8 protein-coding genes are annotated in these 15,100 nt (G+C 40.1%); 7 read left to right on the top strand and 1 reads right to left on the bottom strand.

What is annotated here, in order from left to right; genetic code table 11:
* Positions 1 to 3: 3 nt before the first annotated feature.
* Positions 4 to 2,313, top strand: coding sequence for a prolyl oligopeptidase family serine peptidase (locus AB3G38_RS23250; RefSeq protein WP_367866081.1), 2,310 nt, complete (start codon positions 4 to 6; stop codon positions 2,311 to 2,313).
* Positions 2,314 to 2,334: 21 nt separating this feature from the next.
* On the opposite strand, the gene AB3G38_RS23255 is transcribed toward AB3G38_RS23250, so the two are convergent.
* Positions 2,335 to 4,692: a beta-L-arabinofuranosidase domain-containing protein gene (locus AB3G38_RS23255; RefSeq protein WP_367866082.1), complete on the bottom strand. Its 2,358-nt coding sequence runs from the start codon at positions 4,690 to 4,692 to the stop codon at positions 2,335 to 2,337.
* Positions 4,693 to 4,896: 204 nt separating this feature from the next.
* Here AB3G38_RS23255 and AB3G38_RS23260 point away from each other — a divergent pair, with 204 nt between their 5' ends.
* The 6 genes from AB3G38_RS23260 (at position 4,897) to AB3G38_RS23285 (ending at position 15,005) form a co-directional block, all read left to right on the top strand.
* Positions 4,897 to 6,663 carry a DUF885 family protein gene (locus tag AB3G38_RS23260; protein WP_367866083.1) on the top strand — a complete coding sequence of 589 codons (1,767 nt, stop codon included), beginning with the start codon at positions 4,897 to 4,899 and terminating at the stop codon, positions 6,661 to 6,663.
* Between the two features lie 104 nt (positions 6,664 to 6,767).
* Positions 6,768 to 7,352, top strand: a complete 585-nt coding sequence (locus tag AB3G38_RS23265) for an RNA polymerase sigma-70 factor (protein WP_068402040.1) — start codon at positions 6,768 to 6,770, stop codon at positions 7,350 to 7,352.
* A gap of 91 nt (positions 7,353 to 7,443) precedes the next feature.
* On the top strand, positions 7,444 to 8,607 hold the full coding sequence (locus tag AB3G38_RS23270) for a FecR domain-containing protein (protein ID WP_367866084.1): 1,164 nt from the start codon (positions 7,444 to 7,446) through the stop codon (positions 8,605 to 8,607).
* A 262-nt stretch (positions 8,608 to 8,869) separates the two neighbouring features.
* Complete coding sequence (locus AB3G38_RS23275) at positions 8,870 to 12,280, top strand: SusC/RagA family TonB-linked outer membrane protein (protein ID WP_367866085.1); 3,411 nt, start codon at positions 8,870 to 8,872, stop codon at positions 12,278 to 12,280.
* Positions 12,281 to 12,303: 23 nt separating this feature from the next.
* Positions 12,304 to 13,887, top strand: a complete 1,584-nt coding sequence (locus tag AB3G38_RS23280; RefSeq protein WP_367866086.1) for a RagB/SusD family nutrient uptake outer membrane protein — start codon at positions 12,304 to 12,306, stop codon at positions 13,885 to 13,887.
* Positions 13,888 to 13,892: 5 nt separating this feature from the next.
* On the top strand, positions 13,893 to 15,005 hold the full coding sequence (locus tag AB3G38_RS23285) for an IPT/TIG domain-containing protein (protein WP_367866087.1): 1,113 nt from the start codon (positions 13,893 to 13,895) through the stop codon (positions 15,003 to 15,005).
* Positions 15,006 to 15,100: the final 95 nt, after the last annotated feature.

Below are 15,100 nucleotides of genomic sequence, written 5' to 3' on the forward strand. Positions count from 1 at the left end.
ACCATGAAAACCATTTCTATTGTAAAGATCTGTGCTGTTTTAATTTGCACAGCCCCTGCTTTTATTGTTCATGCGCAGCAGGTATTGGAGCCTTACAAACCAAACCCTTCCGAAATGTCCATTGCTTATCAGCGAGCCGGCGCCCTGGATTCTTTATTAAGAAAAATAGAAGTTAATTACAATATTTTCCCCGTATGGCAAGCAGATCAAAAATCTTTTTGGTACAAGAAAAATCTAGCCGGAAAAAAATGGAAATATATGTATGTCCATGCCACTGAGGGTATACGGAAAAATGCTTTTGACCATCAGCGGATAGCTGAGGCTCTGCAGAAAGCTACTGGAAAGAATTATGACGCTGAGCAACTTAAACTTACCAAACTGTTTTTTAATGGAGCTGCTGACAAGATCACGGTGAAGACCGGAGATCAATGGTTCAGAATCGATCTGAGAACTTATCAGTGTTTGAAAACTGCAGACACGTTAAAGGATATTTACAATAATAATAGACCTTTACAAGCTGCACATTCCCGTTGGGAAAGCATACCAGATGCAGGTAAATCTCCTGATGGCAAAAAGGAACTATACCTTAAAGAAGGAAATGTCTTTGTAAAGAAACTGGCCGAACGAGAGGATGAGCAGCTTTCCTTTGACGGGACAATAGATAAACCTTATGGGGCATTCAGCTGGTCGCCGGATAGTAAAACATTGTTTGGCTATCGGATTAGTCCGAAGAAAATCAAAGAGGTTTATTATGTATTAAGTTCAGTACCGGGAACCACACGCGGACAGCTGAAATCCAATGAATATGCTCAGCCAGGGGACGCATTTACTTCGTATGCACCTGTTGCTTTTGATCTTGCCACAAAAAAACAAACAAAAGTAGATGCTGAAGAAATTGATTTCTTTGGTGCACCGGAATTGCATTGGCGCCAAGAGAACAATCAGTATTGTATCTATGAAAAAGCAGACCGGGGCCATCAGCGTTTCAGGGTTATCGAAGCAGATGTAAAGAGTGGTAAAACAAGAAATATCATTGATGAAAAAACAGCTACTTTTATTTATGAAAATCGTATTTATACCCATTACCTGCCTGCGACCAATGAGATGATCTGGAGCAGTGAAAAGGATGGTTATCGTCATTTATACCTTGTAAATACGCTTACAGGTAAACAAAAACCTATAACTAAAGGTAACTGGGTGGTCAGGGAAATAGACAGTGTCGATGTTGCTAAACGTGAAATCTGGTTTAGGGCCAGCGGCATTAATGCAGGGGAAGATCCTTATTTTATGCATGCTTACCGAATTGGTTTTGATGGAAAAAAGCAAATTGACCTGACCCCGGAAAAAGGCAACCATATACTGAGCTTTTCGTCTGATAGGGAATATTATCTGGATACTTATTCACAAGTGAATGTTGCACCTGTTTCCGTATTGAAAAGGACCGCAGACACCAAAATAATCTTAGAGCTGGAGCATGGTACTACCAGTAGTTTTTTAGCTGCCGGAGTAAAGTTGCCAGAGGTTTTTGTCTCCAAAGCCAGAGATGGAAAAACAGCTATCTGGGGAATTGTTTGCCGTCCTTCGAAAATGGATGAACATAAGACTTACCCTGTGATTGAATATATTTATGCGGGGCCACAGGACAGCTTTGTGCCAAAAAATTTCTTGCCTTACAGTGAAATGCAAAGTATGGCTGAATTGGGTTTTATTGTAGTCCAGATTGATGGAATGGGTACGGCCAACCGCTCAAAAGCTTTTCATGATGTATGCTGGAAAAACCTGGCCGATGCTGGTTTTGCTGATCGTATTTTATGGATTAAAGCCATGGCAAAGCAATATCAGAACGCAGATATCAGCAGGGTTGGGATATATGGTACTTCTGCTGGAGGGCAGAATTCTACAGGTGCCTTGTTGTTCCATCCTGAGTTTTATAAAGCAGCAGTATCTGCTTGCGGATGTCATGATAACCGTATTGACAAGCAATGGTGGAACGAGCAATGGATGGGATATCCGGTTGGACCTCATTATGAGGAACAGTCTAACATAACTAATGCGGCTAAGTTACAAGGAAATTTATTGCTGATTGTTGGAGAAGCAGATGAAAACGTACCGCCAGAATCTACTTTCCGACTGGCTGATGCCTTGATTAAAGCAAATAAAGACTTTGATTTTTTATGCGTTCCGGGAATGGGACACAGTGATGGCGGCGTTTATGGAAGAAGAAGGAAACGGGACTTCTTTGTTAAAAATCTGCTTTATGCAGAACCACCACAACGAAATACAGCAATACCGGCCAGTAAAGCTGGCCGGTAATCATATGCTCAATACTTTAAGTTATTTCTTAACTGCGCGGATCATATAAATCGGCCCCGCACTGTTTTTTGGTTTAGGAACCAATTTAACAGTTACTTTATTTTTTCCATTGGTAAGTGTAACAGGTATCTCATAAGAAATGTCATAAAAACGGCTTTCTTTATACTTGTTTAAATCCTCTGTGGCAATACTGGTTCCATCAACAAATACTTCGAAGTTTCTGTCCCGGTTATCCATTCCCCAATAAGAGGCTATGAGCGTGCTGGACCGGGTAGAATCTATTTTCATATCGAACTGAAGAAATCCTTGTTCGCCTGCTATCCGCCATTTTTTTCCGTGGTCTTCGCCTGTTTGTGCTTTCTCTTCTTTGAAATTATGATCACGTTCAGGTTGCATCTCTCCAAATCTGAAAAGATCTGTGGTTCTGTCATCCAGTTCTTTTTGTGATTTTTTTTGTTCTTCATACACTTTTTGCTGTACTACCCATTGTTGAGGGCTGAAAAAATCCCAATAAACACTGTAATGCTGGTTTTCTGTCTGATTGAATGGCAGGAGTGTTATATCATGAGGTTTTGCAATACCTGTTGTTTGAAAGCGGAGCTGTTTTTGATCCACCATCTTTAGCCATTCTTTCGGATCTTGTGCTGCACTTACAAATACAGGTATACCTTTTACAGGATCTGGTTCAGTTAAACCAAGGTCGCCAGCCAGGAGTACGGGGCCATAGAATACCGCCCTGCGGTTAGGATTGTCAGGCATGGACTCTGTATACAATTTTTCGGGTGTAGTATATTCAATTTTATCGTTGTTTTTCCAGTTTCTGCGAATAACATAGTACCCGTTTTCTTCAATTCCATTTTCCGGTTTTCCGTTAACTTGTATTTTAATGTTAGCCGACCACTTAGGCTTTCTGATTCTGATGGCAAAATTTGAAGACTTGGTCCTGTTGATCAGCAGGGTGGTTTTATCTCCATAAGGTAAGTCAGAATTCTGTGTGATTTTTAGATCTTTGTCTTTCCAGTTCAACACAGAAGGGATAAAGAGGTTTACATATAAGCTTCCGTCTGCACCTTTAAAGTAAATGCTTTCGTTGTATTTGACATGGTTTTCCATACCTGTACCCACACAGCAGGTAAAACTGTCGTAGGGATCACTATATTCTTTCTTGCCGCCCATTCTTAAGGGAACAAAATAGCACATCATACCGGTGTGGTGGTTTTGAGAAGCTAGAATATGGTTGTATAAACCCTTTTCGTAATAATCGAAAAATGTTGAAGAAGGATTAAGCGTAAACAGGTGTTGGGTCAGTTTAAGCATATTGTAGGTATTGCAGGTTTCTGTGGTGTTCTCCGTAAGTTTGTCATTCAGCTTGTCGGCCTCCGACAAATATTCATAGTTGCTATTGCCGCCCGTTACATAGGAATGATGATTAACTACTGTTTTCCAGAAAAATTCTGCAATTGCCAGATCCTTTTGATCACCGGTAAGCTGATATCTTCTGGCACTGGCAATGATTTTAGGAATTTGAGTATTGGAATGTTTTCCTGGCAAGATATCTTTCTGTTCTGCCAATGGATCCAGAACTTGTCTGTCATAGAATTTATAGGAAAGATCAAGGTATTTCCTGTCTCCGGTAATTGCATATAAATTTACCAGAGGTTCAGCCATCCCGCCATATTCGCAAATGAGCATTTTTTGTATTTGTTCGTCGCTAAGGTGATTAATGGTGGCAGCAGTCCATTTAGCCAGATCTTTTGAAGCCGTTAATGCTTTAGAATTTCCTGCATACAAATAGGCATCCAGTAAACCAGCCATGATTTTATGTACGGTATACCAGGGCGCCCATCCACCATTCAGGTCAAAACCACGGGTTTTAATATTACCTTTCGCTACTTCTGCCCAAATATTATCTTCATTGGGAATCGCACCAATGTAACCTGTTTTACGTGCTTGCTGACAAGTAATCAGTTCGTCTACTATATAATTTATTCTTTTGAGCAGCTCACTATCTTTAGTGGTGGCGTATTGAAAAGAAATGGCCGATAAATAATGGCCAAGACTGTGTCCGGCAAGGCCATCAGATTCCCACCCTCCATATTTTTTTGCTTTTTCGGACAAACCAGCATTGCTTCTGAAACCAGCTAATAAACGATCTGGCTCTATCTTTAGCAGATAATTTACATCTGCATTTCTGGCGGTTTTGAATGGACTTTCCAGGAGCGATACTTCCGAAAGCTGAAAAGCGTAGGCTTTGATAGGAATAGCATTTTTAATGGTCATCCTTGTATCGTTCAATCTCGGTACATAGGATTGGGCAGTTGCTGAAAAAGTGTACAGCAGCGCCGTTACCAATAGGTTAGTGCAAAGGAATCTGTTCATGGTTTTTACTTTGGTTTCTATCTTAAAGGAAATAAAAATAAGCAATTAGCAAGCATTGGATATTGCATTATTTTGCCAATTGTTCTTGTATTTTATCCAGTATAACCTTAAGATTATTTATCATGAATAATAAGTTTTAATTTGACATTTATTGTCACATAGAGACGAATACAATACCGTAAGCAGAATAAATAACATTGCAAAATGAATAAACTATACAAATTACTTTTGATGGTGTGCTTATTGCCATCCACTATCTATTCGCAGGAAAAAGCAGTATCCAGACTTTATGAGCAAACCAGTGAAATGGGGACCACAATCATAACTTACCAAAAGGATATAAAAGCTATCCAGGATTTTTACTCCCCTTATATTTTAGAAGGCACTTATCCCGAAGTTGCCCAGGTCTATTATTCTCCCGAACAGCGAAACCGGTTGCTGCTGATTCAAAATGAATACTTGAAAGAAATGGAACAAATGGATTTTGATTCTTTTAGTATTTATGGAAAAGTAGATTACCTGCTATTGAAAAAGGAAATCAAAAAAGAAACCGGTCAATTGGAAAAAGCTGGAATAAATGAAAAGGCAATCCTTAAATATATTGCTTTTGCCCCCGGAATCTATGCATTGGAAAAGGAAAGAAGAAGGGGAAAAGCTATGGACTGGCAGGTTGTTGCAGCAAAGCTGGATGCTATCCGCAAAGAAATAGCCTCTTTTAATGCCGCATCAATCAATAAGTCAACGCTGAATAAAGAGAATTTAAAAAATATCAGGGAAGCAATATCCGGTCTGAAAATGAGATTAAAAGGTGTTTATGAATTTTATAAGGGTTATGACCCCTTATTCGATTGGTGGATTCCTAAACCTTATGAATCATTGGTACAGGTATTAGATCATTATAATACCTTTTTTGTTGATCAGGCGGATGCAGTACCTGCTCAAAAAGGCGTCAAATATGGAATAAAGGGAAATCCTATAGGAGAGTCAGAGCTGATTGCTCAACTCCATGCTGAAATGATTCCTTATACGCCCGAAGAACTTATTAAAATTGCAGAAAAGGAATTTGCATTTTGTGATCAGGAGTTGTTAAAGGCTTCTGCAGAAATGGGTTTTGGAAAAGATTGGAAAAAGGCTCAGGAAAAAGTTAAAGAAAGTTTTGTCGCACCCGGTAAACAAGCTGAATTGATTGTGAAATTACAGGATGACGCATTGGATTTTATCAAAAAAAATCAGCTGATTACGATTCCTGGTCTTGCTGAAGAAACCTGGGGGATGGTAATGATGTCTGCAGAAAGACAGTTGGTTAATCCCTTTTTTACAGGGGGCAGGGAGATTAGTATATCTTATCCGACAGCGAATATGAACGAAGAAGATAAACTGATGAGTATGCGGGGCAATAATCCCTACTTTTCAAGAGGTACTGTACAGCATGAATTACTACCTGGTCATCACCTGCAATATTATATGAATAGCCGTTATAAGAATTACCGGGAACTTTTTACTACTCCGTTCGGAATTGAGGGATGGACACTATATTGGGAGCTGCTTTTATACGATAAGGGATTTGCCAAAAGTCCCGAAGAGCGGATCGGAATGCTATTCTGGAGGATGCACCGCTGTGCAAGAATTATTTTCTCTTTAAATTATCATTTAGGAAAGTGGACACCTGAGCAGTGCGTTGATTTTCTGATTAACCGTGTAGGGCATGAGCCAGCAAATGCAGAAGGGGAAGTTCGCAGGTCATTTGAGGGCGGTTATGGTCCATTGTATCAGGTCGCTTACATGATTGGCGGAATGCAATTGATGGCGCTGAAGCATGAGCTTGTAGATAGTGGAAAAATGAGTATCCTCGAATTTCATGACCGGATAATGAAAGAAAACCTTATTCCGATAGAAATGGTCAGGGCAACCTTAATTGGGCAACCGCTGAAAAGAGACTTCACATCGGAATGGAAATTTTACAGGAAGTAAAGAATAAGAGGATGGCTATGAAATTATTATAATTTTGCTTATAGTCTGCTTTGCCGGATTTCATTTCTTATTGGATGTCGTTTTTTTTTATAATTTTACTCACTATGAGCAACCGGCATAACCATACCGATGAGGAACTAATCGTCCTGTTTAATGAAAATGATGTTGTTGCTTTCAAGGAAATTTATGTCAGGTATTGGTATGAGTTGTACCTGATCACTAATAAAAGATTGAGATCCAAAGAAGCTTCTGAAGAAATTATTCAGAATTTCTTCACAAAATTCTGGACCAATCGAAAAAAAATAAATATCAGAGGCGAACTGAAGGCTTATCTTCATACGGCTATCCGTTATTCTGTTATTGATCATCTGGCTAAAGAGGCTACGAAGAATAACTATCTTGAATTGATTTCTTTTAATTATAAGGATACAGCCAATACCACTGAAGAAACGGTTTTTTTGCATGAAGTGGAAGAGGGGGTGAATCAGGTCATGTCGAAATTACCTGCCAAATGCCGAAGGGTATTTGAACTGAGCAGGCAACAGCATAAATCAAATAAGGAAATTGCTGAATTATTGGGGCTCTCTGAAAAAACTGTAGAGAACCATATCACCAATGCTTTAAAACTTTTTAGAATACATTTTAAGTATATTCTGATAGCGTCACCCTTTGCCTGGTTATTGTTTTAAGCTCCATTATCTTTTTTTTATTTTTTTTTGGGGGCAAGGGCTTGCCTGACCGACTATACCATTAACTAACCAAATATATTTATAAACCATTATGGGAAAATCAATCCCTGTGTCCTTACTTAAAAAGTATCTTTCAGGTAGTTGTACTCCTGGCGAGACAGCGCAAGTTAACCAGTGGTTTGACAGTATGGATGGCGTACCGGAATATATTGCGGGTCTGTCAGAAGAACAGCGCAAGTTAATGGAGAACAGAGTTTTTGAACGCCTCCTCCATCACATCGATACAGAAGGGCAACAAAATGTGAAGTCATTGCCCAAAAAAACAATTTATTCCTGGAAAATCCTGGTGGCTGCTGCATCACTGTTCCTGTTTTTGAGTATAGTAGTTGTCTGGATGCAAGATCCTTTGTCACTTTCTTCCAAGAAAATTCTTAATTCAGCTCAAGCTGTAAATATTAAACCAGGTGGCAACAAGGCTGTGCTTACACTTGGTGACGGGTCCTCATTGATACTAACTGAAGCGAATCTGGGTACAGTAGCTGATCAGCAAAATGTAAGTGTGGTCAAAACTGCCGAAGGGGAGCTAAGCTATAAAAAGGGAGCAGGGAACAATACCTCAAAAATAGCATACAATACCATTGCAACACCTATTGGAGGAAAATACAGTGTTATATTACCTGATGGAAGTAAAGCCTGGTTGAATTCTAAATCCAGTTTAAGGTTCCCGACTTCATTTACAGGGCCAGAACGGAAAGTCCAGATGACTGGCGAAGTGTATTTTGAAGTTACAAAGAACCAGAAGCAGCCTTTTAAAGTATTCTCAGGCGGAACAGAGATTAGTGTGCTGGGAACACATTTCGATGTGATGGACTATAAAGATGAAGGCCGTCAAAAAACAACACTCTTAGAAGGTAGTATTCATCTGTCTTCAGGCAAATTTGCAAAGCTTTTGAAACCAGGACAACAAGCCAGTGTAACTGTATCCGGCATACAGGTTAATGACAACATCGATCTGGAAGAAGTAATGGCCTGGAGAAACAACCTGTTTATCTTTAAAGATATGGAAATTGAAGAAATTGCCCGGCAAATATCCAGATGGTATGATGTTCAGGTTGTATTTAAAGGTACCCCCTCAAAAGTACTTTACACAGGTACGATAGCTAAAGATGCCGAACTTTCAGAAATTCTGAGTATGCTTCAATTTACCGGATTAAAGTACGAGCTGCACAATCGTCTGCTTACCATTATTGAATAAGATATAAAACCTTATAGAACCAAATTTTTTAACCAAATAAACAGCCAGATATGATGAAATTTTACAACACAGTATAATGCATTCGCGTAGCCATTTTAAAAAAGAACCGGATAGTGTTTGCACCACATCCGGTCATTGTAAAGGTTACTTGCAAGCCAATTGAGATGACATTATAATTTAACCCAAACTCCATAAAGATATGAATTTATTCTTTAGGATCAGGCATGTATTGTGCCGTGATTCTTACCAAATCTTCTTAACAATGAGACTAACTTTGCTTTTTTTTATTCTGACTTTAATGCAGGTTAGCGCAAATAGTTTTAGCCAGAATTTAACACTTAAACATACGAATACAGATATCATTTCTGTCCTGAAGCAAATTGAAAAACAGACTGGTTACCATTTACTGTTCAGGCGTGCCGACATCGATAAGAAATATGCAATCAATGTAAATGTAATCAATATGCCTATCGAAGAGGCAATGAGACTGGTTTTGAAAAACACAAGCCTTGATTTCAAGATCATTAAAAAAACAATTATTCTTAAAAAGACAACGGATTTCCCAGTGCTGGCTACTCAAATTCAGGAGATCGAAATTTCTGGTGTCGTGAGTGATGAAAAAGGAGTGACACTCCCCGGAGTTGCTGTTAAAGTGAAGGGTTCAAAGGTTGCTGCGGTAACCGATATCAACGGAAGATATAAAATCTCAGTTCCGTCAGTCACAGGAATCCTTGTGTTTTCCTTTATCGGCATGGAGACTCAGGAAATCACGGCTGGTCAAAAGAACGTGCTGAATATAGTATTGAAGCCGCAAACTACAGTGCTCAATGATGTCGTAGTGATTGGTTACGGAACTCAAAAACGGGCTGATATTAACGGATCGATTTCTTCTGTGAAGGCTGCTGATATTGCGAATGTACCTCAGGTAAGCATTGATCAGCTATTACAGGGAAGGGCATCCGGACTAACCATTTCTCAGAATTCGGGAGCACCTGGCAGCAATACTTCCGTTCGTGTACGGGGGGTGACTTCTTTAAGCGGTAGTAATGAACCCTTATATGTGATAGACGGTGTGCCGATTTCGGGTGATGCCAGTAATCAAAGTACAAGTGGGCGATCGCCTTTGCAGGCTTCTTCCTCAAATGCGAATTCACAGACTACCGTTAGTCCATTATCTTTGATCAATCCAAATGATATTGAATCTATTGATGTATTAAAAGATGCATCTGCAACTGCAATCTATGGAAACAGGGCCTCTAACGGGGTGATTATTATCACTACCAAACGAGGTAAAAGTGGCAACTCGGTAATTAGTTACGACGGTTATACAGGTTTCCAAAGGGTAGCAAAATATATGGATGTGATGAACCTTAAACAATATGCCACACTCCAAAACTCACTGGGAGATATTTATGGAACCGGACGAAGAACAGAATTTGCAGACCCTTCAATATTGGGAGAAGGTACAAACTGGCAAAAAGAAATTTTCAGAACTGCTGCTCAGCAAAGTCATCAGCTTTCGGTTTCTGGTGGTAAAGAGGGCCTGAATTATTATATCTCAGGTGGATATCTTGGGCAGGACGGTACAGTTATTGGGTCTGATTTTCGTCGCTATAGCCTGCGTACGAATGTGGATGCCCAGGTTAAGGAATGGTTTAAGCTTGGAATTACTCTGACTGCAAACCGTTCGGCAGAAAATGTAATTACGAGTGATAACAATGGTATTATTTATAATGCTTTGTTACAGGGGCCTGATCTTGCAGTAACAAATCTTGATGGTAGCTATACGGGGCCTCCGGCATCAGATCCGCTAGCCTCCGCTGCCGCTTTAAACCCAGTGGCCCAGGCGCAGCAAATCAAAAATAAACTGAACAGGAGTAATATTAATACGAATATTTATAACGAAATAAAGTTCTATAAAGGACTGTCTCTAAGGTCAGAGCTGGGTGGAGACTTTAACTTTTCAGACAACAATGTTTTTACACCAAGCTATTCATGGGGGCGTTTCACCAATCCAACGGCTTCTTTAAAGGAGCGCCATCAGCAAAGTACATTTTTGATCTGGAAAGAATACCTGAATTATAACCAAACCTTCGGACAGAAGCATAACCTGAATGCAATCTTAGGTTATGAAGTCCAGGAATCTACCTGGAGGGGCATTGAAGGAACACGTCAGGGCTTTTATAGTAATGATGTACAATCTCTGAACCTGGGGCAGGCCATCACTGCGACCAATGATGAATATATTGGTACACAGCGACAAGAATCAATATATGCCCGTGCCATCTATACCTACGCTTCAAAGTATAGCCTGACGTCTACGATCCGGAAAGACAAGACTTCTAAGTTTGCTGAAGGATCGCAATCTGGCTATTTTCCTTCTTTTGCCGCATCCTGGAAATTAGCTGAAGAACCATTTATGCAGGGGATCAATAAAGTTGTGAATGGGATTAAAATCCGCTTTGGATATGGGGAAGTTGGTAATCAGGATATTCCTAATTATTTGTACAGTTCTTTATTGAAGTCATCTCAAACAGGTCTGGGTACAGGTTTTCTGGCAGGACGAATTGATAATAAGGCATTAAAGTGGCAAACATCAATTCAGTATAATGGCGGGATTGATATGAATTTCCTGAATGGTAAAATCAGTACAAGTCTGGACTTTTATAAAAAAACATCAAAGGACTTTCTGTTTCAACTGGCACTTCCTGCATACCTGGTGGGCGGACCTGATTATTTAGGTGGTATCAACCCACCTTATGTAAATCTTGGAAAGATAAATAACGTAGGTTTTGACTTGAGTATCAGTTCACACAATATCAGTAATGAGCATTTTAAATGGAATACAACTTTGGTTTTTTCTCATTATAAAAATGTGGTGAAGGAATTGGGCAATGGGCTTACTGAGCTGTTCGGAACCGTAACCAGTGCCTATTTGCAAACACCTGTTACCCGTACGGTAGTAGGTGGGTCAGTTGGTGAGTTTTATGGTTATAAAGTGAAAGGGATTTTTAAAACAGACGAACAACTTCAGTCTGCGCCTGTGCAGTTTGGCAGGCTTGTGGCGAATAACAGCAGCAGCACATGGCTTGGTGACGTTCAATATGTGGATATCAATGGTGACGGTAAAATAGACGAGAAGGATCGTACTGAGATTGGTAATCCTAATCCTAAATTTACTTATGGAATTACCAATACCTTCAGTTACAAATCCTTTGATTTCACGTTGTTCTTAAACGGATCTTATGGTTCGAGGATTATGAATTTGCTGAACAATACTATGGGTAACCTGGCGGCTGTTTACCAGAATCAATATGCTGCTTACAGCAATTTCTGGACACCTCAAAATCCAAATTCCAATATTCCTGCACCGAAAATAGGGATTGACAATCCAAACTTGCTGGTCTCTGACAGATATGTGGAAAGCGGGTCCTTTTTAAGGATTCAAAACGTTAGTCTTGGTTACAAAGTACCTTCAGCATGGATCAAAAAATTAAAACTCACCAATCTGAAAGTGTATTCAAGTGTGCAGAATCTTTACACATTTACAAAATATAAAGGGTACGATCCGGAAATCGGGGCAATGAATCAAAGCGCACTTCTGAATAATATTGACCTGGGCAGGTATCCGATAGCCAGGACTATCACTTTTGGAATGAATGCACAATTTTAGTCACCACAAATTATTTTAAGAAAATGAAATCATATCTCATCTATATAGGTTGCTTTATTTTTATAGCCACTGTGAGCAGCAGCTGTAAAAAAGACTTTTTTAATATTCCGCCTCAGGATGCGCTCAGTACTGATAATTTTTACCAGAATACAGAACAGGTACAGGCCAGCACTACAGCCTTATACAATTCTCCATGGTTTGACTGGAATGCAAAAGCTTCGTGGTGTATCTCTGAATTATTAAGCGGTAATGCACATACCTATTCTCCCGATGTAATCAACTTTGGTAACTTCTCAGTAACTGGCGACAATACCCAATTGTTGTCGGCATGGAATTCCCTGTACAGCGTAGTTGCCCAATCAAATGCAGTCATTAATAACCTGAAAGCGAAAGTTCCCGCAAGTGTACCGGCAACAGTAGTAAATAATGCATTGGGTGAAGCCAGGTTCATGCGTGCTATCGCTTATTTTTATTTGGTGAGAACCTGGGGAAATGTACCGATTATAGAAAATAGTCTGGATCATGTAAACAACTATCAGATTAATACCAATCCGGTAACTGATATTTATAAGTTCATTATCAATGATCTTAAGTTTGCAGAAGAGAATTGCAATAAAATGATCAGAACCGGATCTGTTTCTCAGGGCAGGGTATCAAGTGGATCAGCAGCTGCGCTATTGGCTAAAGTTTATCTGTATATGCGGGATTATCCCAACGCCCGCCTTAAAGCAGAACAGGTGATCAATAGTGGCGAGTTCAAATTGTATGGGATAGATGTTGCAGGGAAAACTTATGGCGATTTATTCAAAACAGCCAATAACAATAATGAAGAAAGTGTAGCCGCTATTCAATGGCTGGGCGGATCTGCTTATGGACACGGAAATGCATTACAGTCTTTTCTGGCCTATAATTCTGAAATTACCGGCACTGGAGATGGATATGGCAGTGTTGTGCCTTCAATTGACTTGTTAACTGCTTATGAACCAGGTGACCTGAGAAGAAAGCCAACAGTGATGATGCAGGGTGATATTTATCCGGAAATTAATCAGGATAAAGGAGGCTATAAGCTGCCAGTTGGTGCTGTAGCACAGGGGATGCCTGCATTTATAAAAAAATATGTGGTAGGGACACCCACAGACAATGCTGGTAAAGGAGCCGCATTTTCAACTGCAAATAATACCTATCTGATGCGGTATGCGGATGTACTTTTAATTGAAGCGGAGGCTGTTCTTGCTGGTGCGGAGCGTACTTCTGATGCTACTGCGCTACTGCCGTTTAATAAAATCAGAAAACGGGCCGGGCTGATTCCCAAAACAACAATGTCAATACAGGATATTTATCAGGAACGCCGGATGGAATTTGTTTTTGAGGCCGATTATTGGTTTGATCTTGGCAGAATGGATGGATTTAATGTCACTTCCCATCCTAAAGCGATCGCAGTTATCGCTAATCAGGAAAGAGGGATTTATAGCAACACTACGCCTGTAGTTATTTGGGGGCAGAAATATACGCCAACTAATGCAAGCTTTCTTTTGCCATATCCCACCACAGAATCCACCCTCAATCCTAAATTATTATTGCCACCGGTACCTTACAATTTTAAATAGTTATTATGAAAATCATATATAAAAATCCTATAGTCGTTTGTCTGACAGGACTATTTTTCATGCTGATCTTTATGACCTCCTGTAAAAAAGATGCGGAAGGGAAGGGAGCACCGGTCATCACCAGGGTTCGTACCCTGGTTAAGCCGGGAGATCCTAAACAGACTGCTTTAGATTCTACTGTTACTTCTGGCGATGCCGGTAGTACATATGTGATCGAGGGTGCAAATCTGAAGTATACGAACAAGGTCGAATTTAATGGTACAGAAGCCTATTTGAATACGGCACTTTTTAGTGATCATAGCATTGTGGTTATGATTCCTGCTACTGCATCCTGGATAAATCAAACGGGCAAACTCACGCTGACCAGTGCATCGGGTACCACAACTTTTAATTTTAGTATCAGGCAGCCTGCTCCGGTTATTACAGAATTAAGCCAGTTTACAGGAGATGAAGGAGATGTCGTGACCATCACTGGTTTGCGTTTTGATCAGGTGTCCAGTGTGAAATTTGGTACAGCAGAAGCTAAGGTTATAACAGCAACAAGTACAGAACTTAAGGTGTCAGTACCCGCTGCTGCCCTGGGTGCAGTAAGTGTAACTACTCCTGGTGGAACCGGCACTGGCCCATATATCTCATACGATGGGGTAGCGGTGCCGATATTATTACCTTTTGGATTCAGACATCTGTTTTATGATGATAAAATAACAGCCGGTTATGACTTCAATTTTGGTGGTGCCAGTGGAGATGTGAATAATACAGAGGTGGTTAAAAGGGGTACCCACTCCATTAAAGTTACCTATACCGGTAATTATGCAGGATATGCTGTCGGCAGCGGCACTCCCGTAGACCTGAGTGATAAGACTTACGTTAAATTTTCTATTTATGGATCAGCAGGTACTGAAGGTAAGGTGATCAAGGTCGGATTGAACGATTTTGACAACCGTCAGGTCAGCATTGTGCTGCATTCAGGCAAATGGACAACTTATGTAGTCCCTCTGGAGCGTTTCCAAAATGCCTCTCAGCCGGGTAAACCCAGCAGTCTGAATTGGATTGGGTTCCAGGAATTAAGTGGTAATGCGCCAGAGACAATTTTCCTGGATGATATTGGCGTATATTAATCGCTTAGCGGTAAAAATAGTTCGATAACATTATCCGGAGCAGCAGTATGGAGTCTTAAACTGTTGCCCCGGATAAATCATGTCAATTAAAACAA

The sequence above is a fragment of the Pedobacter sp. WC2423 genome (genome assembly GCF_040822065.1).
Lineage (GTDB): Bacteria > Bacteroidota > Bacteroidia > Sphingobacteriales > Sphingobacteriaceae > Pedobacter.